Source organism: Janibacter alkaliphilus (assembly GCF_013408565.1).
GTDB classification, from domain to species: Bacteria; Actinomycetota; Actinomycetes; order Actinomycetales; family Dermatophilaceae; genus Janibacter; species Janibacter alkaliphilus.
In genome coordinates, this window is record NZ_JACBZX010000001.1 from 1,834,763 (window position 1) to 1,857,796 (window position 23,034).

Here is a 23,034-nt window from a genome sequence, read left to right on the forward strand (position 1 = left end):
GCTGAGGCTGACGACGCTGTTCAGGGTCGCCAGGCGGGTATCGAACAGCGCCCACTCCTCCTTCAGGAGCGGGAAGATCGCCGGGACATGTAGTCCGAGAGCAGCAGACCGAAGGTGAGGGCGAAGACCGCCCACTTGAACCAGGGTGCCGGGCCGGAGGCCCCGTCCCGGTCGGGACGGGGCCTGGCCATCGCGATGGACGCCATCGTCCCTCGCTCGTCGCGACGCTCGCCGTCAGGCGAGCGCCGGCGCCTGCTCGGTGCTGGTGCCCGCGTCCGGGGTGCCGGCGTCCGTGGTGCCCGCGTCGGCGCTGGCGTCGCTGCCGGCGCCCTCGGTGGTGGCCGGGGTGGCGGTGCGGATCACCGGACGCTCGTGCATGAGGAAGCCGCGCTGGCCGGGCAGGCGGTTCGGCGGCAGGCCCAGGTAGCGCAGGGCGTCGTCGACGTCGTCGTAGTACGTGCCGATCTGGTACAGCTCACGTGCCTCCTTCGCGGTGGCCACCTCGCGGCCGAGCTCGCCGGCCAGCCGGACGATCTGCTCGATCTGCTGCACCGACGTGGCGTGCTCGCCCTTCTTGCCCCACAGGGTGTCCTCGTCCTCGTTGCCGCAGCAGGTGTGCAGACCCATCGCGGTCGCCATCGCGTTGATCGGCAGCACGTTGCGCTGGATCGACTCCAGGGTGAGGCTGGCGCCGTCCGGCACGCGCCGGATGAACTCCATCATGTTGTACGGGCTCGGGCCGTCGAAGCCGCCACCGATGGCGACCCACGTGTGCGAGCGAGGACGCGGTGGTGCTGCGCGGCGACGACCTCGATGCGGTGGCGGCCGACGACGACCCACAGCAGCGGGCCTACGCGCAGCGCTTGCTCGCCTCGCTCGCCTCGGCGGAGGAGACCACGCGCACGGCGCAGGTGCGGCGGCTGGTCACCGTGCTGCTGCCGACGGGGCGCTGCTCGGCGCCGCGGGTCGCGGCCAGCCTCGGGGTGGAGCGACGGACCCTGCAGCGCTGGTTGGGCGCGGAGGGGGAGACCTTCGGCGGGGTGGTCACGCAGGTGCGGCGGGACCGGGCCGAGGGGTTGCTCATCGAGGGGCGGCAGAGCCTCATCGAGGTCGCCGAGGCGCTGGGCTTCACCGAGCCGAGCAGCTTCTCCCGGTGGTTCTCGGGGGAGTACGGGGTGAGCCCGAGCGCGTGGCAGCGGAGCCGGTAGCTGCCCGACGGCGACGACTCGACGGGCGACGACTCGCCGTCACCTGGCCCTAATCCGCCCTTCACCTGTGCGCCCTACGAAAATGCTGCCGGCTGCATCTGCGTGAGCCAGCAGCAGCTCGAGGTGCTGCTGGCTGACGAAACTGCAGCCACGTGACGGCGAGAGCCTGACGCCGATGGGTCTGGTGGCGACCGCGCTGACGGCGACCGCCGACGACGACGCCGCGGGACTGCCACGCGGACCACTCGCCCAGACGGGGCCGGCCCTGACAGGTGCTCACCTTCGTCTCATCCGCTCGGCTTGCAACCTGAGGGGATCCAGCTGCCTAGGCGGTTGGGCAGGAGGGGGGCAGGAAGGGGGCGGGGGCGGGAGGGGCTGGTCGGGGCCGGGGTCAGCCGGAGGTGGGGCGGCGGGGTGCGGCGAGGGCGAGCAGGTCGGCGGTCACACCCGTGGGACGCTGCCGCGGGTGCCAGACGGCCCGCAGCCGCCTCGGCAGCCGGAGGTCGCTGACCGTCACCCGGTGCAGGCTGCCGGCGGCCAGCTCGGCCTCGACCGCGAGCGAGGAGAGCACCGCCGGGGAGCCGGTCACCTGGACCAGGCTGCGCGCCGCCGCGGTCGAGGTGACCTCGTGGGCCGGCTCGACCATCTGCTCCAGGCCCAGCTCGAGGGTGCGCCGGGTGCCGGAGCCGCGCTCGCGCAGCACCAGCGGGGTCCTGGCCAGCTCGGCCCGGGTGATGCCCCGCCGGCGCCGGGCCCACGGGTGGTCCGGGGCCACGACGACCACGAGCTCGTCCTGGGCGACGGTGCGGCTGCTCAACGATCGCGGGATGCTCGGGCACTCGACGAAGCCGAGGTCGCTCTCCCCGTCGGCGACCCGGGTGAGCACCTCCTCGGAGTTGCCGGGATGGACCTGGACGCGCACCTGCGGGTGCCGGGTCCGCAGCTGCGCCGCCCACGCCGGCAGCAGGCACTCCGAGACGGTGTTGCTCGCCGCGACCCGGGTGGTGGTGCGGGTCGCCGGGCGCAGCCCGGCGACACCCGTGCTCAGCGTGCTCGCCGCGCGCAGCACGTCGTGCGCCCAGGTGACGACGACCTGACCGGACGGGGTCAGCCGCACCCCTTGCGTGGAGCGCTGGAAGACGGCGACGCCGAGGACCCCTTCGGCGGTGCGCACCCGGGCGCTGACCGCCTGCTGACTGATCCCCAGCCGGGTCGCGGCCGCAGACATGCTGCCGGACTCGGCCACGAGCACCAGGGCGAGCAGGCCGTCGAGGTCGGGGACATGGGCCAGCTCGAGGGGCTGACGGGCAGCAGCGTCCATGCTGCTCAGCCTACGCCCGTGCCACAACCTCTGGTTGTGACCTGACAGTCCCAGGCCAGGTTTCCGCCTCAGGCCGTGGCTCGAGAAGGTGAGGACATGACGACGATCTCCGAGGGCGAGAGCACGGTGGCCCAGCACGTGGAGGTGGCCGGAGCCGCCCGTGCCGGCTCCGGGATCGTCCGCCGTGGAGCTGCTGGCGCTGCACGGGCCGGTCGAGGCGCGGCAGCGCCCGTGGTGCCGCCGGTCGGACCGCCGTGGTTCGGCGCGGTCATGGGTACCGGCATCCTCTCGTCGCTGCTGCAGCGTGCCGAGCTCGGTGCGCTCAGCGCGATCGGTGCCCCGGTGCTGCTGGGCCTGGGCTGGCTGCTGCTGCTCGGGCTGGCCCTGGGCTACCTCGTCCGGCTCCGCGCCGGCCGGACGAGCCTGCGGCAGAGCGTCGCCGCGGTGGCCGACGCCACTGCCTGGGGCCTCGTCGCGATGGGTGTGCTGAGCATCGGCGGCGCCACTCTGGCGACGCTACCGAGCCTCGGGGCACCCACCGGTCTGGCCGTCACGCTCGCCGCCGCCCTGTGGGTCGCGGGGACGCTGCTGGGGCTGGTGACCACGCTCGCCTTCGCCCGGCGGGTGCCGCGGGAGCCGGGGGCGCCCACCTTCACCTGGGGTCTGCCGGTGGTGCCGCCGATGGTCTCGGCGACCACCGGGGCCGCGCTCGCGGCCGCGCTGACCACCTCGGGCGTTGCGCTCGCGGTGCTGGTGGTCAGCGCCGCCTGCTTCGTGCTCTCCCTCGTGGTCGGCGGGTGGATCTTCGCCGCCGCCTACCGGCACCACCGGCGGGTACCGCTGCCGCTGGCAGCGAGCGTCTCGGCGTGGATCCCGCTCGGGATCGTCGGTCAGTCGACGGCGGCGGCGCAGGGGATCGCCCCGGAGACCGGCCGGTGGTCGAGCCCGGACGTGGCCGAGCTGCTGCGGGGGCTGGCCGTCGGCTACGGCGCCGTGGTCCTCCTCGTCGGCATGCCGCTGGTGCTCTGGGCGGTGCGGCGGACGGTGTCCGGACTGGCCCAGGGCATGCCCTTCTCGCCCGGCTGGTGGGCGCTCACCTTCCCCCTCGGCACGCTGGCGCTGGGCGCCGGCGCGCTCGGTGCCGGTGCGGGGAGCGCCGCGCTCGTGGCGCTCGGGGTGGCCCTCACCCTGGCCCTGGTCGGCACGGGGACCTTCTGCGCGCTCGCCACGGTGCGGGTGCTGGTCGCCGCGCGCCGGTAACCGCCGGTGATCTGGTCCGCTGTGCTGCCCCTCTGCTGACCCGGCCGGGTGCGGCCCCGGATCCTCGGGGCAGCACCGCGCCCTCGTCGGAGACCTGCAGCACAGCGGACCACCTGGAGCTCGCGGCGACCCGCCCGGAGCCCCCGGGAAGGTCAGCGGCGGGGGATGAGCACCGTGTAGTCGAGGTCGAGCACGACCTCGGGCAGGTACTTCCCGTCCTCGCCCTTGTAGGGGAAGTCCTCGCAGGTGCGGTCCTTCGTCGCGACAGTCCGCAGCCGCAGCGCGCCGACATCGGTGCGCCCGGGCAGCTCGATCCGCTCCAGCACCTCCGACCAGGCGTGGATGGTGTCGCCGGCGAAGGTGGGGTTGGCGTGCACGCCGGCGTTGATCGCCGCGACCACCTGCGCGTTGGCGAGCCCGTTGAAGCTCAACGACCGGGCCAGGCTGATGACGTGGCCGCCGTAGATGAGCCGCCGCCCGATCTTCGTCTCCCGCTGGGCGAGGGCGTTGAAGTGCACCTTGGCGGTGTTCTGGTAGAGCCGGGTGGCCAGCATGTGGTCCGACTCCTCGATGGTCATGCCGTCGACGTGGTCGATCCGCTCGCCGACCTCGTAGTCGTCCCAGAGGTCGGTGCTGCCGGCCAGGGCGGTGAGCTCGCCGGCGTAGTCCACCCCGGTGAGGTCGAAGGGGACGTGCAGATCCTCGGCGGCCACGGCGCCGGGCAGGTCGGGCACCACGGTCTCGGGAGCCGGGAACGCGGCGTCGCGCTTGTGCACCATCACCCAGCGCACGTAGTCCAGGACGGTCTCGCCCTTCTGGTTCACCCCGACCGAGCGCACGTGCACGACGCCGGTGCGGCCGTTGCTGTTCTCCTTCAGGCCGATCACGGTGCTCGTCGTCGTCACGGTGTCGCCGGGGTAGAGCGGCGCGCCGAAGACGCCGCCGGCGTAGCCGAGGTTGGCGACGGCGTTGAGCGAGATGTCCGGGACGGTCTTGCCGAAGACCAGGTGGAAGGCGAGCAGGCTGTCCACCGGCATCCGCTCCAGCCCCATCGACCCGGCGAAGGTGGCCGCCGAGGTCATCGCGAAGCGGCTGCCGTAGAGAGCGGTGTAGAGCGCGATGTCGCCCTCGGTGACCGTGCGCGGCGTGGCGTGGACGATCTCCTGGCCGACCGCGAAGTCCTCGAAGTAGTTGCCGGGGAAGGTCTTGCTGGGCATGCGCGCGTCGGCCTCTCGGTGGGGTGCGGGTCCGCGCCATCATCCCACCCACGACGACCCGGCTACCACGCAGGAAGTGTTGTGATCACGACACTTACTGCGTGGTAGCCCGCGTCGTAGGGGGCGCCGCAGGTGCTCAGGCCCGGGTGGGCGAAGGGGGAGTCAGCCGGCCTGGACCTCGGCGATCCATGCCTCCACCTCGTCGGCCGTCGTCGGGAAGCCCGCCGAGAGGTTGCGGCAGCCGTCCTCGGTGACGACGACGTCGTCCTCGATGCGCACGCCGATGCCGCGGACGTGCTCGGGCACCTTGAGGTCGTCGGCCTTGAAGTACAGCCCCGGCTCGACGGTGAGCACCATGCCCGGCTCGAGCACCGCGTCCATGTACTCCTCGCGGGTGGCCAGCGCGCAGTCGTGCACGTCGATGCCGAGGTGGTGGCTCGTGCCGTGCACCATCCACCGCCGGTGGTACTGCCCGTGCTCGGTGTCCAGGGTGTCCTCGACGCTGACCCCGTCGGGCAGGTACCCCCAGGCGTGCAGGTGCTCGGCGATGACCCGGATGGCGGCGGCGTGCACGTCGGAGAACCTGTTGCCCGGCTTGACCGCGGCGATCCCGGCGGCCTGGGCCTCGCGCACCGCCTCGTAGATCTCGCGCTGGGTGTCGGTGAAGCGCCCCGAGACGGGCAGCGTGCGGGTGATGTCGGCGGTGAAGAGCGAGTCGAGCTCGACCCCGGCGTCCAGCAGCAGCAGGTCGCCCTCGCGCACGTCACCGGTGTTGCGGATCCAGTGCAGGGTGTTGGCGTGGTCGCCGCTGGCGCAGATCGAGTCGTAGCCGACCCCGTTGCCCTGGTGGCGGGCGTGCAGCCCGAAGACCCCTTCGACCCACCGCTCGCCGCGACCCCGGGCGACGGCCTCGGGCAGGTCGGCGATGACCGCGTCGAAGCCCACCTTCGTGGCGTCGACGGCGGCCTGCATCTGCTCGATCTCCCAGTCGTCCTTGACCATCCGCAGCACCGAGAGCTCGTGGGCGAGCGCGTCGTCGGTCTCGGCCAGGGTCTCCTCGGTGGCACCGCCGGCGACCCGGGCGGCGTCCAGCCGCGCGGTGAGCTCGCGGTCGGCGTCGCGCACCACGCGCACGGTGATCTCGCCGGCGTCCTTGGCGGCCGCGTCGACGAGCCCGTCGACGTGCGCCCCGGTCAGCCCGAGCTCGGCCTCGATGTCCTCGACGGTCGGCCCGGCACCGATCCAGAACTCGCCGTAGCGCGGATCGCCGAAGAACTCCTCGGAGTCGCGCGGCGCCATCGGCCGGAAGTACAGGGTCGCGTCGTGCCCGCCCCCGTCGACCGGCTCCATGACGAGCACGGCGTCCGGCTCCCGGTCGGCCCCGAGCCCGGTGAGGTGGGCGAAGGCGGAGTGCGGCCGGAAGACGTAGTCGGTGTCGTTGCTGCGCACCGTCAGCCCGCCCGCGGGGATGACCAGCCGCTCGCCCGGGTGGGCGGCCGAGACGGCCTCCCGGCGGACCGCGGCCCTGCGGGCGGCTTCGGTGCGCACCGGTCGCTCGTCGGAGCGCGGCGCCCAGTCCTGCGCGACGTACTCGCGGAACTCCTGGGTCGTCGGGCGCCTGCGGTTCTCGGCCTGGGTCTGCTCCTCGCTCACCTCTTCAGGGTACGGGCCCCGGTGACGCCCTAGGGTTGAGCCGTGATCGACCTGCACACCCACACCGACCGCAGCGACGGCACCGACACCCCGACCGGGCTCGTCGAGGCAGCGCTCGCCGCGGGGGTGAGCACGCTGGCGATCACCGACCACGACACCACCGCGGGCTGGGCCGAGGCGCAGGCCGCCGCCGACCGGCTCGGCATCACCCTGGTCCGCGGCGCCGAGCTGTCCACCCGCTGCCACGGGATCAGCGTGCACCTGCTCGCCTACCTCTTCGACCCCGACGACACCGCGCTGGCCACGGAGATGGCGCTCACCCGGGACGACCGGCTGCCCCGGCTGCACCGGATCGTCAAGCGCTTCGTCGACGACGGCTTCGACCTCACCTGGGAGGACGTGGAGGCCGAGATGGCCGAAGGGAGCACCCCCGGCCGGCCGCACGTCGCCGACGCGCTGGTGACGAAGGGGTACGCCGAGCACCGCAACGACGTCTTCTCCCGCTGGCTGCACAACGGCAGCCGCTACTACGTCCCGCACCACGCCACCGAGACCTCCGACGCGGTGCGCCTGGTCCGGGCCGCCGGCGGGGTGCCGGTGCTAGCCCACCCCTTCGCAGCCTCCCGGGGCCGGGTCATCGACCCCGACGACGTGCGCCACCTCACCGAGGCCGGGCTGCTGGGCATCGAGGTGCGCCACCGGGACCACGACGCGCAGGAGGTGGCGCGGGCGGCCGACCTCGCCGCCGAGCTCGACCTGATCCCCACCGGCAGCAGCGACTACCACGGCACCGGCAAGCACAACCGGCTCGGCGAGCGCACCACGGCCCCGGAGTCGCTGGAGCGGATCGAGGCGTTGGCCTCCGGGACCCCCGTGCTGCGCGGCTGACCGGCGTGCCGGTCCGAGCCCGGCGGCGCACCTGACAAGATGGCCCCGGCACATCGACCAGGGGGACCGAGGAGGAAGGCCGCGCGTGGCACGAGCGAAGAAGGCGGCGGTCATCGCCGTCGCCAACCAGAAGGGTGGCGTCGCCAAGACGACCTCCGTCGCCTCGATCGGCGCCGCGCTCGCCGAGCAGGGCAAGCGGGTGCTGCTGGTCGACCTCGACCCGCAGGCGAGCCTGACCTTCAGCCTCGGCATCGACCCCGACGCTGTCGAGCTGTCCGTCAACGAGGTCGTGCTCGGCCAGGCGGAGATCGCCGAGAGCATCCTCGAGGTCGACGAGCACGTCGACGTGCTGCCCTCGACGATCGAGCTGGCCGGCGCGGAGGCACAGCTGCTCACCCGGCCGGGCCGCGAGTACGTGCTCTCCTCCGTGCTGGACGAGGTGCGCACCGACTACGACGTCATCATCCTCGACTGCAGCCCCAGCCTCGGCGTGCTCACCCTGGCCGCGCTCACCGCCGCCACCGGGCTGGTCATCCCGATGCAGGCGGAGATGCTCAGCCACCGCGGCGTCGGCCAGCTGCTGGACACGGTCAAGGACGTCAAGCGGCTGCTCAACAAGAAACTCAAGATCATCGGGATCCTGCCGACGATGTACGACGGGCGCTCGAACCACTCCCGCGAGGTGCTCGAGGACCTCGGCACCCGCTACAAGCTCCCGGTGCTCAGCCCGCCGATCCCGCGCACGGTGCGCTTCGCCGAGGCTCCTGCCGTGGGGCGGTCCGTGCTGGACACCGCGCGCCGGAGCAAGGGCGCCGAGGCCTACCGCGAGGTCACCGACAGCATCCTCGCGGCCCTGTGAACCCGCGGGACGAGCTCGCCCGCCAGGTCACCCGGGCCCGACGGGCCTGGCAGCGCACCGAGGGGGACCCGGCCGCGCGCAAGGAGATGGGCCGCACCGCGGTGCGCCGGGCCCGCAAGAAGGTCACCGCCTGGCGGCACGGGGTGCGCACCACCGTCGCGCTGCCTGCTGCCGAGATCCCGGACGGGCCGGTGGAGCGCCCCGACCTGCGGGTCGCGGTGATCCTCGACCCCTTCTCCGAGATGGCGTTCCGCTACGAGTGGGACCAGGTGCTGATCACCCCCTACGGGTGGCGGGCCGAGCTCGAGGCGCGCCGGCCGGCGCTGCTCTTCGTCGAGTCGGCGTGGCAGGGCAACCGCGGCGCGTGGCGGCTGGCGATGTCCACCGAGCGCGGTCCCAGCGCCGAGCTGGTGGAGCTCGTCGCGTGGTGCCGCGAGCAGGGCATCCCCACGGTCTTCTGGAACAAGGAGGACCCGCCGAACTACGACCGCTTCATCGAGACGGCGCGGCTCTTCGACCAGGTCTTCACCGTCGATGCCGACAAGATCCCCACCTACGTCGCCGACCTCGGGCACGAGAAGGTGGGGCTGCTCCCCTTCGCCGCGCAGCCGCGGATCCACAACCCGGTCCAGCGCGGCCCGGGCCGGGTCCGTGAGGTCGCCTTCGCCGGCACCTACTTCGCCGACAAGCACCCGGAGCGGCGCGAGCAGATGGACGTCCTGCTCGGCGCGGCGCTGGAGCACGACCTGGAGATCTGGTCTCGGCAGCAGGGTGACGACCCGCGCTACCGCTTCCCGGCACGCTTCGCCCGGCGGATCGTCGGCTCGCTGCCGTACGAGCAGATGCTGTCGGCCTACACCGCCTACAAGGTCTTCCTCAACGTCAACTCCGTGACGGAGAGCCCGACGATGGGCGCGCGCCGGCTCTTCGAGCTGTCCGCCGCGCAGACGGCCATCCTCTCCGGGCCGGCCGCCTCGATCGAGCCCTTCTTCGGCGACACGATCACCGTCGCCACCGAGCCCGAGGCCGCCCGCCGGGACCTCAAGGTGCTGCTGGAGCAGGACGCCTACCGCGACCGGCTGGCGCTGCGGGCGCACCGGCGGGTCTTCGATGAGCACCTCTACCGGCACCGGGTCGACACCGTGCTGGCGAGCACCGGCGTGGCCGCGCGCGAGCCGGACCGGTCGCTCTCCGCGGTCGTGGCGACGATGCGCCCGCACGAGCTGGAGCGGGTCGCGGCCAACCTCGCCCGGCAGCGGCACACCGACCGTGAGCTCGTGCTGGTCACGCACGGCTTCGAGGCGCCCGCGGGGCTGGTCGAGCGGTGGCGCGACGAGCACGGGCTGGAGGCGGTGACGGTCGTGCCGGCCGAGGGCGGGCTGACCCTCGGCGCCTGCATGAACCTCGGCGTCGCGGCGGCCTCCGGGCGGTACGTGACGAAGATGGACGACGACAACTACTACGGCCCGGGCTACCTGCAGGACCTGGTGCGCGCCTTCGACTACACCGACGCCGCCGTGGTCGGGAAGTGGGCCCACCACGTGCACCTCGCCGCGACCGACGCGACCGTGCTGCGCTTCGCCCACGCCGAGCACCGCTACACCCGGCTGGTCCAGGGCGGGACGATCATGACCGCGCGGGACACGCTCGCCGACATCCCCTTCCGGGACATGCCGCGGGCGGTGGACACCACCTTCCTCGAGGCCGTGCACGAGGCCGGGGGTCGGGTCTACTCGGCCGACCGCTTCGAGTACGTCTCGCGGCGGGCGGCGAGCACCGAGGGGCACACCTGGGGGATCGGCGACCTGGAGCTGCTCAGCCGCTCCTCGCAGCTGCTCTTCTACGGCGACCCCACCGCCCACGTCACCGTCTGAGCCCCACCCGCCCCGATCTCCCACCTGTCCCCGCTTTATCGGGTTACCCGATAAAGCGCCGGTTACCGGGGAAGGCTTCTCAGGTTTTCGAGAGGTTCTCGCCGGCCGGTGTGGGCCCGCCTTCGGTATGGATGAAGGGGGAGAGCGCTCTGCCGAGAGCAGAACGGTGCGACCACGAGAGCAGGGCGGCGTAGCGTCGGACCATGACGAAGCTGTGGCGGCAGATGCTCGGCGACGCGATCCGCGGAACCCGGCGGGAGCGGGGCGAGCGGCTCGTCGACGTCGCCGAGACCGCCGGGATCTCCCCGCAGTACCTCTCCGAGATCGAACGCGGCCGCAAGGAGCCGTCCTCAGAGATGGTCGAGGCGGTCGCCGAGGCGCTCGGGCTGACCACGCTCGACCTCGTCCGGCGTGCCGCCGACGAGTCCGCTTCCGCCACCGGCCCGACCACGACCTCGCGCCTGGCGAGCGTGACGAGCCTCCGGTCCGACGGGTCCGACGGGTCCGACCGGACCGACCGGCCAGAGCGGCCGGATCGCACGCGGGCGTCCGTGCTGGCACTCGCCGGCTGAGGGACACGCCCGGTCAGTCGCCCGGGCCGCCCGGCCCCTCATCGCCTCGCGGCTCCACGATCTCGTCGACCAACCCGTAGGCCAGCGCTGCCGGCGCGTCGAGGACGTGGTCGCGGTCGGAGTCTGCCCGCACCTGCTCGGGGGTCCGACCGGTGTGCCGGGCGAGCACCTGCTCCATCTCCCGGCGCAGCCGGAGGATCTCGTCGGCCTCGACGACGAGATCGGGGATCGCGCCCCGGCTGCCCCCCTTCGGCTGCTGCAGCATCACCCGGGAGTGCGGCAGGATCGTCCGCCGCCCACGCGCCCCTCCGGCGAGCAGGGCGACAGCGCTGCCGCTGGCCTCGCCGACGCAGGTCGTCGCCACCGGGGCGCGCAGCAGCTGCATCGTGTCGTAGACGGCGAGCGTCGCGTTCATCGCACCTCCGGGGGAGTTGAGGTAGAGGTCGATCGGCCGGTCCGGGTCGGTGGCCTCGAGATGCAGCAGCTGGCCGATGATCGCGTTGGCGACGCCCTCGTCGACCGGAGTGCCCACGTAGACGATCCGCTCGCCGAGCAGGTGGGTGAAGAGGTCGAGAACCCGCTCGCCGCGGCTGTCCCGGGCGACGACGTTCGGGATGAGATAGCTGCCGCTCATGCCGCCGCCCCGATCTGGCCGAAGTCGCTGACGACGTGGTCGAGGAAGCCGTACTCGCGGGCGGCCTCCGCCGAGAACCAGCGGTCCCGTTTGGCATCCTCGAAGACCCGCTCGAAGGGCTGACCGGTCCGGGTGGCCGTGATCCGCATGACCTCGTCGATGAGCGCGCGCAGGTCCTCCGCCTGCAGCTCGATGTCGGCGGCCGACCCGCCGAAGCCGGCCGACCCCTGGTGCAGCAGCACCCGGCTGTGCGGAAGGGCGTAGCGCAGGCCGGGCTCACCGGCGGTGAGGAGGAACTGGCCCGCGCTCGCGGCCATCCCCATCGCCAGCGTCGAGACGCGGCACGGCAGCGCGTCCATCGTGTCCGCGATCGCCATCATCGCCGGAACCGAGCCGCCGGGGGAGCTGATCCACAGCTGGACGTCCTTGCGGCTGTCCTGCTGGGCGAGCACCCAGAGCTGGCTGATGAGACGGGTGCCGCCGGAGTCGTCGAGCTCGCCGTCGAGGACGACGATGCGGCGGAAGAAGAGCTCGTCCTGGATGCGGCTGTCGAGGGACGGGTGCAGCGGTGTCGTGGTCATGGCGCCACCGTGCGCCGGTCCGCGGCCATGGCGGAAGGGGACGAGGCTGCCGGCAGATCCGCCCAGGGCAGCAGGTCGCCGTCAGGGGGCGAAGGGGACTGATCGTCCCCTTCGCCTCCGGCCTGTCACGTGCCCGGGCAGTTGCGCGGCTGGTGGTGATTTTGCCCGGGCAGTTGCGCGGCTGGTGGTGATTTGCCCGGGCAGTTGCGGGACTGGTGGTGATTTGCCCGGGCAGTTGCGGGACTGGTGGTGATTTGCCCGGGCAGTTGCGCGGCTGGTGGTGATTTGCCCGGGCAGTTGCGGGACTGGTGGTGATTTGCCCGGGTTGTTGCGGGACTGGTGGTGATTTGCCCGGGCAGCTGCGCGTGTCAGTCGGTGGAGGGGGCGGACTGGCCGCCGCGGGTGCGGCGCCGGTTGCGGTTGCGGCGCCGACGCGGCCGGTCGCCGCCGCCGTCACCGTCGGACCCGCCGGAGGAGCGCTCGCCCTGGCGCTGGCCACCGCCACCGCTGCGGCCCCCGCCACGGTTGCCGCCGCGACCGCGACCACCGCGGTCGCGACCACCGCGGTCACCGCCGGAGCGGCGCCCGCTGGACTTGCCGGTCTCCCCGAGGTCCTCGACCTCCTCGGCGTCCAGACCGGCGCGGGTGCGCTGGCTCTTGGGCAGCCGGCCCTTGGCGCCCTCGGGGATCTCGAGGTCGGCGTAGAGGTGCGGGCTGGAGGAGTAGGTCTCCTGCGGCTCCGGGATGCCGAGGTCGAGGGCCTTGTTGATGACCGCCCACTTCGTCAGGTCGTCCCAGTCGACGAGGGTGATCGCGATGCCGGTGTTGCCGGCGCGACCGGTGCGCCCGATCCGGTGCACGTAGGTCTTGTCGTCGTCCGGGCACTGGTAGTTGATGACGTGGGTGACGTCGTTGACGTCGATGCCCCGGGCGGCGACGTCGGTGGCCACGAGGATGTCGACCTTGCCGTTGCGGAAGGCGCGCAGCGCCTGCTCACGGGCGCCCTGGCCGAGGTCGCCGTGGATCGAGGCAGCGGCGAAGCCGCGGTCGGCGAGCTCGTCGGCCACCTTCGCCGCGGTGCGCTTGGTGCGGCTGAAGATGATCGTCAGCCCACGGTCCTTGGCCTGCAGCACCCGCGCCAGCAGCTCGACCTTGTCCATCGCGTGCGCCCGGTAGACGAACTGCTCGATGGCCTTGACGGTCTGGCGCGAGTCGCCGTCCTCGCTCATCGCGCGGATGTGCGTCGGCTGGCTCATGTAGCGGCGGGCCAGGGCGACGATCGCCCCCGGCATGGTCGCCGAGAAGAGCATGGTGTGCCGGCTGGCGGGGGTCATCGCCATGAGCTTCTCGACGTCCGGCAGGAAGCCGAGGTCGAGCATCTCGTCGGCCTCGTCGAGCACGACGGTCTTGGCCGCGGAGAGGTCCAGGTGACCCTGCTGGGCGAGGTCGATGAGCCGCCCCGGGGTGCCGACGACGACGTGCACGCCCTTGGTCAGCGCCTCGATCTGCGGCTCGTAGGCGCGGCCACCGTAGACGGTGAGCACCTTGATGCCGCGGCGCTTGCCGGCACGTTCCAGGTCGCTGGCCACCTGCACCGCGAGCTCGCGGGTGGGGGCGACGGCCAGGGCCTGCGGGCGCCGGTCGTCGCTGTCGATCTCGACCCGGTTGAGCATCGGCACGCCGAAGCCCAGGGTCTTGCCGGTGCCGGTCTTGGCCTGGCCGATGATGTCGTGCCCGCCGAGCGCGACCGGCAGGGTCATCGCCTGGATGGGGAAGGGGTGGACGATGCCGGCGTCGGCCAGCGCGGCGACGATGTCGGGGTCGACGTCGAAGTCGGCGAAGGTCGGGGTGGGCGCCTCGGGTGCGTCGGTGGCGACGGCGTCGGTGACGTCGGCCTGCGGGGCGTCCTCGCCCTCCGGCAGGGTCGCGGGGTCGGTCTCGGGCAGCGTGGTGCCGTGCTCGGTCATGGGTCGTGGTCTCTCGATCAGCCGTGGGCGGCCGCGGGGCGGCCACCGTCGTGGACGGGCCGATCGGGGATCTGCCGTGGTCCTGCCTGACGAAGGAGGCGGACCGCGCCGGACGTCTCGTCCGGGTTCACTCACGTGCCGACCGGGCACCGGATGTCACCAGCATCCTACCGGGTCGGCCGATAGGCTCCGCGACATGGACGACGACGCCCCGACCAGCGCACCCGCCGCGGACCTCGGCGACCGGGAACGGGAAGGGGTGATCGAGCTCCTCGGGGCCATCTCCTACGGCGCCATCGCCGGCTTCACCCGGCTGGCCGCAGACAGCGAGCTCTCCGACGACCTCGGGCTGAAGCGCGCGCTGGCCGGGATGGCGGTCACCGAGTTCCACAACCACGAGGCGCTGGTGGCGCACATCGAGCAGCTCGGCGGCGAGCCGAACGCGGCGATGGACCCCTTCCGGGAGGCCTTCGACGCCTTCCACCGGCGCACCCGACCGCGCGACCTCGTCGAGGGGTTGGTCAAGGCCTACATCGGGGACGGCATCGCCAACGACTTCTTCCTCGAGATCGCGCGCTACGTCGACCCGGAGAGCCGGGCGATCATCGAGCGGGCGGCGGCCAAGGACACCGACACCGAGGTCATCGTCGAGGCGGTGCGCAGCCGGATCCGGGCGAACCGACGGCTGGCCGGGCCGCTGGCGCTGTGGGGCCGCCGGCTGGTCGGCGAGGCGCTGACCCAGGGGCAGGTCGTCGCCGGCCAGCGCGAGGCCCTGGCCGAGCTTGTGCTGGGGCTGAGCCACGACCGCCCGGGCGCGGACCTGGCCGAGATGGCCCAGATCATGGAGCGGCTCACCGACGCCCACCAGCGGCGGATGGGGCGGCTGGGCCTGCACGCCTGACGCGGCGCGCGACGGGGTCACCACGACGGGGCGGCGTACCGACCGGAGCGCGACGAGCGGATCACGACGACTGCGCGCAGGACGACTGCGCGCACGACGACGGGGTCGGCCGCGAGGTATCGCGGCCGACCCCGTCGGCGGTGCTGGTGGGGGCGGTGCCGCGCCAGGGTGCGGTGCGCCTCAGGTCTGCTTGCGACCGATCAGCGAGCCGTAGGCGACGATGAGCAGCGCGGCGACCGCGACCCCCGCGAAGAACGGGATGATCTCGAAGCCGCCGTTCTCGTTGTCGTAGCCGAGCTGGTAGACCAGCCAGGAGCCGACGAGCGAGCCGAGGATGCCGAGGATGATGGTGACGAGCACCGAGATGCTCTGCTTGCCGGGCAGCACCAGCCGCGCCAGGGCGCCGATGATCGCGCCGCCGATGATCGCGCCGAGGACGGTTGTGATCACGATCGTCTCCTTTCATCCGCCCGGACTGTCGTCCGGGCGCGGCCCGGACCACCCGGGCTGCGCCGGACAACCTAGCGCTCAACCACCCTTCGCACCCCGTCTGACCTGCACAGACGGCGTGTCGGCTCAGGCGCCGAAACCCACCCGGCCGCGGCTCGGCTCGCCGACCTCGATGTAGCCCAGGGCGCCGGCCGGGACGCTCACCCGACGACCGCGCTCGTCGGTCAGCACCAGGTGCCCGCCCTCGAGCGCGCTCTGGATGGCTGCCTCGATCTCGCTCTGCTCGCCGGCGGCGTCGATGACGATCTCGCGGGCGACGTTCTGCACGCCGATCTTGACCTCCACGGTGGTCTCCTCTCGCTGGGGTGGCTACGGCTTCGCAGCCATCGTGTCAGGCGCCGCCGACGGCCTCGTCGGCGGTGGTCGCCGTGATCGCGTCCGGGGACTCCTTGGGCGGGAAGGAGCCGATCCCGCGCCAGGCCAGCCGTCCCGCGGCCAGCGCGGCCGTCTCGAGGTCCATGCCCCCGGGGTGGCTCAGCCAGGCGCGGGCCGAGACCTGGGACATCCCGGCCAGGCCCACCCCGAGCAGGGTGGCCAGCTCGGCCGGCAGCCCGGTGTCCTGGGCGATCCGGGCGGCGATCCCGTCGGCGACCTGCGCCTCCAGCGCGTCCAGGCGGTGGCGCACCCCCGGGTCGTTGGTCAGGTCGGACTCGAAGACCAGCCGGAAGGCGAAGCCCTCGTCGCCGACGAAGCGGAAGAAGGCCCGGATCGTCGCGTAGACCCGCTCCTTGTGGGTCCCGGGGGTCTCCAGCGCCTCCAGCACGAGCGCCTCGAGCCGGTCGCACTGCTCGTCCAGCAGCGCCGTGTAGAGCTCCAGCTTGCCCGGGAAGTGCTGGTAGAGCACCGGTTTGGAGACGCCCGCCTCCTCGGCGATGTCCTCCATGGCGGTGGCGTGGTAGCCCTTGTCCACGAAGACGGTCAGGGCCGCGCCGAGCAGCTGCGCTCGGCGCTGGGCGCGAGGCATCCGCTGCACGCGCGGGGTGGGGGCAGTCATGCGTATCTCCCGACTGTGGTCCGGGTCACGCATCCTACCGACGGGTACCGCCGCGGTCCTGGCGGGGTTGGCCCCGGTGGTTGTCGGTCCCGGGTGATGGGATGTCGACATGTCCACCACGGTCCGCCTCGCCACCACCGGCCCGGCCGTCGGCGCACCCGCCGACGCCGCCGTGGCCGAGCTGCTCGACCCCGAGCAGGCGGGCGCGGTGGCTGCCCGGGGTCGGCTGGTCCGGGTGCTCGGCGGCCCCGGCACCGGCACGAGCACGGTGGCGGTCGGGTGCGTCGTGGACCGGGTCCGGCGGGGCGAGCGGCGGCTGGACGAGATCGTCCTCATCGGCCCCACCCGCCAGGCGGCGGCGCGGCTGCGCGACGCGGTCACCGCGCGCACCGGGGGGACCGGCACCCGGCCCCGCGCCCGGACCATGGCCAGCCTCGGCTTCGGCATCCTCCGCCAGCAGGCGAGCCTCCAGGGCCGGCCCGTGCCCCGGCTGCTGAGCGGCGCCGACCAGGACGTGGTGATCGGCGACCTGCTCGCCGGGCACGCCGCCGGGGAGGGCGCTCCCGGCTGGCCGCCGGGGGTGGCGGAGGCGCTGGGCACCCGCGGCTTCCGGGACGAGCTGCGGGACCTGCTCATGCGCTCGGTCGAGCACGGTCTGGGCCCGGCGGACCTGGCCCGGCTCGGCGAGGTGCACGACCGCCCGGAGTGGGTCGCCGCCGCCCGGGTCGCCGCGGAGTACGACGAGGTGACCGCGCTCTCCCGGCCGGGCGCCTACGACCCGGCCTGGGTGCTCACCGCGGCCGCCGACCTGCTCGAGGACGACCCGGAGGCGGCGGACCGGGTCGCCGCCGAGCTGCGCTGCGTCGTCGTCGACGACGCCCAGGAGCTCACCGCCCCGGCGGCGCGGGTCCTGGGCATCCTCGCCGGGCTGGGTGCCGACCTGGTGCTGCTCGGCGACCCGGACGCGGCCGTGCAGACCTTCCGCGGGGCCCGGCCGGAGCACCTGGTCCAGGACTGGCCCGGGATCGACGGACCGACGCACGTGCTGCGCACCGGGCACCGGCTGCCCGCCGCGGTGGCGACTGCCGACGCCCGTGTGGTCAGCCGGATCGGCGCGCTCGGTGGTGGCGGGCAGCGCCCCCCGGCGGCGACGGCCGCGCCGGGCGAGGTCGAGGTGGCCGTGCTGCGCTCCTCGGCGCAGGAGGCGGCCTGGGTGGCGCAGGCGCTGCGCCGGGCCCGCCTCGTCGACGGGGTGCCATGGTCCGAGCTCGCCGTGGTGGTCCGCGGAGCCGGCCGCCTCGGCACGCTGCGCCGGGTGCTCGCCGCGCGGGGCGTGCCGGTGGACAGCCCCGCGGGAGAGTCGCCGGTGCACGAGGAGCCGGCTGCCCGGCCCCTGCTGACGCTGCTGCGGATCTGCCTGGACCTGGCCCAGCACGGCCGGCCACCGGTCGTCGAGGACGTCGTCGACGTGCTGACCAGCCCGCTGCTGGGCAGCGACGCCGTGGCCCTGCGTCGGGCCCGGCGGGTGCTGCGCGCCGCCGAGCTGGAGTCAGGGGGCGGGCGCACCAGCGACGAGCTGCTCACCAGCGCCGTCACCGACCCGACCCTGCTGGTGATGCACGGCCCCGAGGTCGCCCCGCTGGCCCGCCTGGCAGCCGTCGTGGCGGCCGGTGTCGCGGCCGCCCGGGTCGACGAGGACGGTCGGTGGGCGGCCGGGGTCACCGGGGAGAGCGTGCTGTGGGACCTGTGGTCGGCGGTCGGGATGGCCGACGCCTGGCGGGAGCAGGCGCTGGCCGGGGGAGCGGCCGGACGCCGGGCCGACCGGCTGCTCGACGCGGTGGTGGCCCTGCTCGACGCGGCCGCGGCGCACCAGGACGCGCTGCCGGCCGCCGGACCCGACTCATTCCTCGCCGCCGTCGGGTCCAGCGCGGTGGCCGCCGACTCGCTGGCCGCCCGCGGCGACGCCTCGGGGACCGTGGCCCTGCTCACCCCGCAGTCGGCGGCCGGGCGCCAGTGGCGCCGGGTGGTCGTCGCCGGGGTGCAGGAGGGCGTCTGGCCGGACCTGCGGCTGCGCGGGTCGCTGCTCGGCTCCGAGCACCTCGTCGACGTGCTCACCGGGCGGGACGTCGGGGTGCGGGCGGCCCGGGAGAAGGTGCGCGACGACGAGACCCGGCTGCTGCACGTCGCGCTGACCCGAGCCACCGAGAGCGTGCACGTGACCGCGGTGAGCTCCGAGGACGAGCAGCCCTCGGTCTACCTCGACCTGATCGACCCGCGGGGCCCCGACGCCGGTGCCCGGCCGAGCGTCGAGGCGCCGCTGCAGCTGGACCTCGTCGGCGTGGTCGCCCGGCTCCGCCAGTACCTGGCCGGACCGGCAGACGTCGCCGCGGCGGCCGCCCGGCGGCTGACGGACCTGCACCGGGCCGGGGTGCGTGGCGCCGACCCTGCGTCCTGGTGGGCGTTGCGCGGTCTCAGCGACGACCGCCCCGTCCGACCGGCGGACGCGCTGGTGCCGGTGAGCCCCTCACGGGTCGAGGGCTACCAGCGCTGCCCGCTGCGCTGGTTGCTCACCAGCAGCGGCGGCGACGGGGTGGGCCACGTCTCCTCCGAGCTGGGCACGCTCATCCACGCGGTCGCCGAGGAGCTCGGGGACGTGCCCGAGGAGGACATCCGCGACGAGATCGACCGGCGCTGGCCACAGCTCGGCCAGCGCCCCGGCTGGGTCGCCGACCAGAACCTCGCCCGGGCGCACGCGATGGGCCGGTGGCTGGCCCGCTACTACCGGCAGGCGGCCGGCAGCGGGTGGACGAAGGTGGGCGCCGAGGTCCCCTTCGCGGTGGAGGTGGGCCGGGCGCGCCTGGCCGGGCGGGTGGACCGGGTCGAGCGCGACCCCGACGGCCGGCTGCGGGTGGTCGACTACAAGACAGGCTCGAGCGCCCCGACGAAGCCCGAGCTCGCCGTGCACCCGCAGCTGGGCACCTACCAGGTGGCCGTCGAGGCGGGCGGCTTCCCGGCGCTGGGGCGGGAGAGCGGCGGTGCCGCCATCGTCAACCTCGGCAAGGCGGCCAACCCGAGCAACACCGTCATGCCGCAGCCGCCGACCGGCGAGGCCGACGACCCCGCCTGGGCGCAGCGCCTGGTCGCCGAGACGGCCGAGGGGATGGCCGCGGCGCGCTTCGTGGCCCGGCCGGACGAGGGGAAGGTGTGCGGCACGTGCCCGGTGCGCACCTCCTGCCCTGCTCGCGACGAGGGGATGATGCTGCGATGAGCGAGCAGCTGCCGCTGCTGCACAACGACGAGGACGTCGCGACGCGGCGACCGCAGGAGCCGTGGATCGACGCCGTCGGCCTGAGTCGCGCGCTCGGGCAGGCGCACCCGCCGACCGCCGAGCAGCAGGCGGTCATCGAGGCGCCGCTGGAGCCGACCCTCGTGGTGGCCGGGGCCGGCTCCGGCAAGACCGAGACGATGACGGCCCGTGTCGTCTGGCTCGTGGCCAACGGGTTCGTCCAGCCCGACGAGGTGCTCGGGCTGACCTTCACCCGCAAGGCCGCCGGCGAGCTGGCCGAGCGGATCGGCGCCCGGCTGGACCGCCTCGCCGCGTCCGGCCTGAGCGTCCCCACGGCGCCCGCTGACGGGCTCGCCGCGGCGCCGACGGTCAGCACGTACCACGCCTACGCCGGCAGCGTGGTGCGCGAGCACGCGCTGCGCCTGGGGCACGAGCGGGACGCCCGGCTGCTGTCCGAGGCGGCGGCCTGGCAGCTGGCCCACGAGGTGGTCGTCGGCTACGACGGCCCGATGGAGGGGGTGGACTGGGTCGAGAGCACGGTGACCGGCATGGTTGTCGCCCTCTCCGGCGAGCTCGCCGAGCACCTGCGCACGCCCGAGGAGATGCAGGCTCACCTGCGGGCGCTCGCCGACCGCTGGGAGTCGGTGGGCGAGCGCGCCGAGAAGGCCCCGACCAAGGGCTTCCTCGGAGAGATCCCGCCGCTGCGGGCACGCGCCGCGGTGCTGCCGATCGTCGCGCGGTACCGCGAGGTGAAGCGGGCCCGCGGGGTGCTCGACTTCGCCGACCAGATGGCCCTGGCGGCCCGCCTGGCGCAGGAGGTCCCGCAGATCGGGGAGCAGGAGCGGGACCGCTTCCGGGTGGTCCTGCTGGATGAGTTCCAGGACACCTCCGAGGCCCAGCTGACCCTGATGACCGGTCTCTTCGCCCCGCACGGTCGAGCCTCGGGCGGGATCACGGCGGTCGGTGACCCGCACCAGTCGATCTACGCCTGGCGCGGGGCCAGCGCCACCACGCTGGGCGCCTTCGCCGAGCGCTTCGGCGCGCGGCGCCTGGCGCTGGGCACGAGCTGGCGCAACGACACGAGCATCCTCGAGGCGGCCAACGTGGTCGCCGACGAGCTGCGTGCCGGCGCCCCCGTGCCGGTGCCGCAGCTGAGCGCCCGGCCGGACGCGCCCCGCGGGGAGGTCACCGTCGCGCGGGTGGCGACCGCGGCGGAGGAGGCCGACCTGGTGGCCCGGTTCATCGCCGAGCGCCGTGGCCAGCGACGCACCGCGGCGGTGCTGTGCCGCAAGCGCAGCCAGTTCACCTCGGTGGTGGAGGCGCTGGTCGCCCACGACCTGCCCTACGAGGTGGTCGGTCTCGGCGGCCTGCTGCTGACCAGCGAGGTCAGCGACGTCGTCGCCCTGCTCAGCGTGGTGCAGGACCCGGCCCGGGGGGACCGGCTGATGCGGCTGCTCACCGGACCCACCTGCCGCCTCGGCGCCGCCGACATCGCCGGGCTCGGCGGTCGGGCGCGCGAGCTCTCGCCGCGCCGGGACCGCAGCGCCGGCACCGACCTCGCGCCCGACTCTGCCGACGGGGTCACCATCGTCGACGCCCTCGACGACCTCCCGGCGCCGGGCTGGCAGGGCCCCGGCGGAGAGACGATCAGCGAGACGGCGCTGACCCGGCTGGCCGCCCTGGCCGGCACCATCCGCCAGCTCCGCGGCCTGGCCGGTCTGCCGCTGCCCGACCTCGTCGGCGAGGCGGAGCGCGCGCTGGGCGTCGACATCGAGGTGCTGGCCCGCCCGGGGTGGTCACCGGGTGCCGCGAGAGCGCACCTGGACGCCTTCGCCGACGTCGCGGCCGGGTTCGCGGCCGGGGCCGACCGGCCGACGCTCGGCGGCTTCGTGGACTGGGTCGAGGCGGCCATCGAGCAGGAGCGTGGTCTCGACAAGCCGGTCGTCGACCCCACCCCGGAGGCCGTGCAGGTGCTCACCTGCCATGCCGCGAAGGGGCTCGAGTGGGACGTCGTCGCGGTGCCGGGCCTCGTCGAGGGCACCTTCCCGGCGCACTCGGCCCGGGTCACCCCGGACAAGGAGACCGGGGGCTGGAAGATCGGGAGCCCCACCGACCGCGGCTGGCTGGCCGGGGTCGACGGCGGGGTGCCCTACCCGCTGCGGGGCGACCGGGCCGGGCTGCCCGAGCTGGACGTCTCCGGGGCCACCCCGAAGGAGGTGACCACGGCGATCGAGGACTTCCGGCGGGCCGGCGGCGAGCACGCGGTCGTCGAGGAGCGCCGCCTGGCCTACGTCGCGCTGACCCGCGCGCGGCACGACCTGCTGCTCGTGTCGGCGCAGTGGGCGAGCGCGCAGGCCCCGCGGATGCCCTCACGGTTCTTCACCGAGGTGGCCGCGCTGCCCGGGGTCACCCGCCGCGGCGAGCTGCCGGCGGACGCCATGCCCGACGGCGGGGAGACCAACCCCGCCTTCGCCGAGCTGCACGCGGTGCCCTGGCCGCCGGAGACCCCGGCCGCGCCGGCGGACGAGGTGGCCGCGCTCGAACGGGCACGTGGACGGTTCGAGGAGCAGACCTCGCCTGGGACAGCAGAACCCGCCGCGGTGACCAGCCGCTACGCCGCGCTCGACGCGCAGATCACCGCCCTGCTGGCCGAGCGCGAGGAGCGTCGGCGCGGTGGTGACGTGGAGATCGCCCTCCCCGCGCACCTGTCCACGTCCGACCTGGTCGCGCTGGCCGCGGACCGGGCTGCCTTCGCCGCCGAGCTGCGCCGTCCGATGCCGCGCCGGCCGCAGCCGGCCGGACGGCGGGGGACCGCCTTCCACGCCTGGGTCGAGGAGCACTACGGGCGGGCCGCGATGGTCGACGTGCTGGAGCTGCCCGGCAGCGCGGACGCCGACCTCGACGACGGCGAGCTGGCCGGCATGCAGCGGCGCTTCCTGGACAGCCCGTGGGCGCAGCGGACGCCGCTGGAGGTCGAGCTGAGCCTGGAGACGGTCGTCGCCGGCCGGGCGGTGCGCGGGCGGGTGGACGCCGTCTTCCGCGACGAGGACGGCGGGGTGACGGTCGTGGACTGGAAGACCGGCGTCCCCCCGACCGGGGCGCAGGCACGGGCCCGGGCCGTCCAGCTGTCCGCCTACGTCCTGGCCTACGCGCGCTGGGCCGAGCTGCCGGTGGACCGGGTGCGCGCCGCCTTCTTCTACGCGGGCACCGGGGAGACCCGGGCGCCGGAGCTGCTCGGCGAGGACGAGATCGCGGCGCTCCTCACGGGGTAGATGCCGTCGCGGTCAGTGCCGGTGGGGGAGCGCTCCC

The 23,034-nt window shown here is 74.2% G+C and carries 20 protein-coding genes; 9 read left to right on the forward strand and 11 right to left on the reverse strand.

Features of this window, described 5'->3' with window-relative positions; translation table 11 throughout:
- Window positions 1–62: 62 nt before the first annotated feature.
- Together BJY28_RS15860 and BJY28_RS08980 are read right to left on the reverse strand one after the other, a co-directional pair.
- Window positions 63–206 (reverse strand): hypothetical protein, encoded by a 144-nt coding sequence (locus tag BJY28_RS15860; protein WP_218875266.1) that lies wholly within the window; start codon window positions 204–206, stop codon window positions 63–65.
- 28 nt (window positions 207–234) lie between these two features.
- A complete protein-coding gene (locus BJY28_RS08980; RefSeq protein WP_343037035.1) occupies window positions 235–840 on the reverse strand; it encodes a 3-keto-5-aminohexanoate cleavage protein in 606 nt (201 codons plus the stop codon).
- On the opposite strand from BJY28_RS08980, the gene BJY28_RS08985 reads away from it, so the two are divergent.
- Window positions 792–1,208, forward strand: coding sequence for a helix-turn-helix domain-containing protein (locus tag BJY28_RS08985; RefSeq protein WP_179462705.1), 417 nt, complete (start codon window positions 792–794; stop codon window positions 1,206–1,208). The genes BJY28_RS08980 and BJY28_RS08985 overlap by 49 nt on opposite strands.
- A 391-nt stretch (window positions 1,209–1,599) precedes the next feature.
- On the opposite strand, the gene BJY28_RS08990 is transcribed toward BJY28_RS08985, so the two are convergent.
- The gene (locus tag BJY28_RS08990; RefSeq protein WP_179462706.1) at window positions 1,600–2,529 is read right to left on the reverse strand and encodes a LysR family transcriptional regulator; all 930 of its coding nucleotides are present in this window, start codon (window positions 2,527–2,529) and stop codon (window positions 1,600–1,602) included.
- 96 nt (window positions 2,530–2,625) lie between these two features.
- Here BJY28_RS08990 and BJY28_RS08995 point away from each other — a divergent pair, with 96 nt between their 5' ends.
- The gene (locus BJY28_RS08995) at window positions 2,626–3,789 is read left to right on the forward strand and encodes an SLAC1 family transporter (RefSeq protein ID WP_179462707.1); all 1,164 of its coding nucleotides are present in this window, start codon (window positions 2,626–2,628) and stop codon (window positions 3,787–3,789) included.
- A gap of 152 nt (window positions 3,790–3,941) precedes the next feature.
- Here the strand turns inward: BJY28_RS08995 and BJY28_RS09000 are convergent, their stop codons facing one another.
- Together BJY28_RS09000 and BJY28_RS09005 are read right to left on the reverse strand one after the other, a co-directional pair.
- On the reverse strand, window positions 3,942–5,006 hold the full coding sequence (locus BJY28_RS09000; protein ID WP_179462708.1) for a MaoC family dehydratase: 1,065 nt from the start codon (window positions 5,004–5,006) through the stop codon (window positions 3,942–3,944).
- 162 nt (window positions 5,007–5,168) lie between these two features.
- Window positions 5,169–6,659 carry an aminopeptidase P N-terminal domain-containing protein gene (locus BJY28_RS09005; protein ID WP_179462709.1) on the reverse strand — a complete coding sequence of 497 codons (1,491 nt, stop codon included), beginning with the start codon at window positions 6,657–6,659 and terminating at the stop codon, window positions 5,169–5,171.
- 42 nt (window positions 6,660–6,701) lie between these two features.
- Here BJY28_RS09005 and BJY28_RS09010 point away from each other — a divergent pair, with 42 nt between their 5' ends.
- From BJY28_RS09010 to BJY28_RS09025, 4 genes are all read left to right on the forward strand, one after another.
- On the forward strand, window positions 6,702–7,547 hold the full coding sequence (locus tag BJY28_RS09010; RefSeq protein ID WP_179462710.1) for a PHP domain-containing protein: 846 nt from the start codon (window positions 6,702–6,704) through the stop codon (window positions 7,545–7,547).
- An 85-nt stretch (window positions 7,548–7,632) separates the two neighbouring features.
- Window positions 7,633–8,406 carry an AAA family ATPase gene (locus tag BJY28_RS09015; RefSeq protein ID WP_179462711.1) on the forward strand — a complete coding sequence of 258 codons (774 nt, stop codon included), beginning with the start codon at window positions 7,633–7,635 and terminating at the stop codon, window positions 8,404–8,406.
- Window positions 8,403–10,280, forward strand: coding sequence for a glycosyltransferase family protein (locus BJY28_RS09020; protein ID WP_343037036.1), 1,878 nt, complete (start codon window positions 8,403–8,405; stop codon window positions 10,278–10,280). The genes BJY28_RS09015 and BJY28_RS09020 overlap by 4 nt, the downstream gene beginning before the upstream one ends.
- Before the next feature lie 203 nt (window positions 10,281–10,483).
- Window positions 10,484–10,852 carry a helix-turn-helix domain-containing protein gene (locus tag BJY28_RS09025; protein WP_179462712.1) on the forward strand — a complete coding sequence of 123 codons (369 nt, stop codon included), beginning with the start codon at window positions 10,484–10,486 and terminating at the stop codon, window positions 10,850–10,852.
- 13 nt (window positions 10,853–10,865) lie between these two features.
- Here BJY28_RS09025 and BJY28_RS09030 read toward each other — a convergent pair whose 3' ends face one another.
- The 3 genes from BJY28_RS09030 to BJY28_RS09040 all read right to left on the reverse strand — a co-directional run bounded on the left by BJY28_RS09030 (window position 10,866) and on the right by BJY28_RS09040 (window position 14,034).
- The gene (locus BJY28_RS09030; protein WP_179462713.1) at window positions 10,866–11,486 is read right to left on the reverse strand and encodes a ClpP family protease; all 621 of its coding nucleotides are present in this window, start codon (window positions 11,484–11,486) and stop codon (window positions 10,866–10,868) included.
- Window positions 11,483–12,067, reverse strand: coding sequence for a ClpP family protease (locus tag BJY28_RS09035; protein WP_179462714.1), 585 nt, complete (start codon window positions 12,065–12,067; stop codon window positions 11,483–11,485). The genes BJY28_RS09030 and BJY28_RS09035 overlap by 4 nt, the downstream gene beginning before the upstream one ends.
- A gap of 368 nt (window positions 12,068–12,435) precedes the next feature.
- Entirely contained in the window at window positions 12,436–14,034 is a 1,599-nt protein-coding gene (locus BJY28_RS09040; RefSeq protein ID WP_179462715.1) for a DEAD/DEAH box helicase, read from the reverse strand.
- Window positions 14,035–14,230: 196 nt separating this feature from the next.
- Here BJY28_RS09040 and BJY28_RS09045 point away from each other — a divergent pair, with 196 nt between their 5' ends.
- The gene (locus BJY28_RS09045) at window positions 14,231–14,935 is read left to right on the forward strand and encodes a ferritin-like fold-containing protein (protein ID WP_179462716.1); all 705 of its coding nucleotides are present in this window, start codon (window positions 14,231–14,233) and stop codon (window positions 14,933–14,935) included.
- A 180-nt stretch (window positions 14,936–15,115) separates the two neighbouring features.
- Here the strand turns inward: BJY28_RS09045 and BJY28_RS09050 are convergent, their stop codons facing one another.
- The 3 genes from BJY28_RS09050 to BJY28_RS09060 form a co-directional block, all read right to left on the reverse strand.
- Window positions 15,116–15,385 (reverse strand): GlsB/YeaQ/YmgE family stress response membrane protein, encoded by a 270-nt coding sequence (locus tag BJY28_RS09050; protein ID WP_179462717.1) that lies wholly within the window; start codon window positions 15,383–15,385, stop codon window positions 15,116–15,118.
- Between the two features lie 126 nt (window positions 15,386–15,511).
- Window positions 15,512–15,730, reverse strand: coding sequence for a DUF3107 family protein (locus BJY28_RS09055; protein ID WP_179462718.1), 219 nt, complete (start codon window positions 15,728–15,730; stop codon window positions 15,512–15,514).
- Between the two features lie 46 nt (window positions 15,731–15,776).
- Window positions 15,777–16,439, reverse strand: coding sequence for a TetR/AcrR family transcriptional regulator (locus tag BJY28_RS09060; RefSeq protein WP_179462719.1), 663 nt, complete (start codon window positions 16,437–16,439; stop codon window positions 15,777–15,779).
- A 109-nt stretch (window positions 16,440–16,548) separates the two neighbouring features.
- Between BJY28_RS09060 and BJY28_RS09065 the strand changes: the two genes are divergently transcribed.
- Window positions 16,549–19,707: an ATP-dependent DNA helicase gene (locus BJY28_RS09065; RefSeq protein WP_179462720.1), complete on the forward strand. Its 3,159-nt coding sequence runs from the start codon at window positions 16,549–16,551 to the stop codon at window positions 19,705–19,707.
- Window positions 19,704–22,997 carry an ATP-dependent helicase gene (locus BJY28_RS09070; protein ID WP_179462721.1) on the forward strand — a complete coding sequence of 1,098 codons (3,294 nt, stop codon included), beginning with the start codon at window positions 19,704–19,706 and terminating at the stop codon, window positions 22,995–22,997. Before BJY28_RS09065 ends, BJY28_RS09070 begins: the two co-directional genes overlap by 4 nt.
- The last annotated feature ends 37 nt before the right edge of the window (window positions 22,998–23,034 follow it).

Bases quoted from the DNA above. Each gene is read 5' to 3' on its own strand.
- BJY28_RS15860 (WP_218875266.1), bottom strand. From the start codon at position 206: ATGGCGTCCATCGCGATGGCCAGGCCCCGTCCCGACCGGGACGGGGCC.
- BJY28_RS08990 (WP_179462706.1), bottom strand. From the start codon at position 2,529: ATGGACGCTGCTGCCCGTCAGCCCCTCGAGCTGGCCCATGTCCCCGAC.
- BJY28_RS08995 (WP_179462707.1), top strand. From the start codon at position 2,626: ATGACGACGATCTCCGAGGGCGAGAGCACGGTGGCCCAGCACGTGGAG.
- BJY28_RS09000 (WP_179462708.1), bottom strand. From the start codon at position 5,006: ATGCCCAGCAAGACCTTCCCCGGCAACTACTTCGAGGACTTCGCGGTC.
- BJY28_RS09025 (WP_179462712.1), top strand. From the start codon at position 10,484: ATGACGAAGCTGTGGCGGCAGATGCTCGGCGACGCGATCCGCGGAACC.
- BJY28_RS09030 (WP_179462713.1), bottom strand. From the start codon at position 11,486: ATGAGCGGCAGCTATCTCATCCCGAACGTCGTCGCCCGGGACAGCCGC.
- BJY28_RS09035 (WP_179462714.1), bottom strand. From the start codon at position 12,067: ATGACCACGACACCGCTGCACCCGTCCCTCGACAGCCGCATCCAGGAC.
- BJY28_RS09040 (WP_179462715.1), bottom strand. From the start codon at position 14,034: ATGACCGAGCACGGCACCACGCTGCCCGAGACCGACCCCGCGACCCTG.
- BJY28_RS09045 (WP_179462716.1), top strand. From the start codon at position 14,231: ATGGACGACGACGCCCCGACCAGCGCACCCGCCGCGGACCTCGGCGAC.
- BJY28_RS09060 (WP_179462719.1), bottom strand. From the start codon at position 16,439: ATGACTGCCCCCACCCCGCGCGTGCAGCGGATGCCTCGCGCCCAGCGC.
- BJY28_RS09065 (WP_179462720.1), top strand. From the start codon at position 16,549: ATGTCCACCACGGTCCGCCTCGCCACCACCGGCCCGGCCGTCGGCGCA.
- BJY28_RS09070 (WP_179462721.1), top strand. From the start codon at position 19,704: ATGAGCGAGCAGCTGCCGCTGCTGCACAACGACGAGGACGTCGCGACG.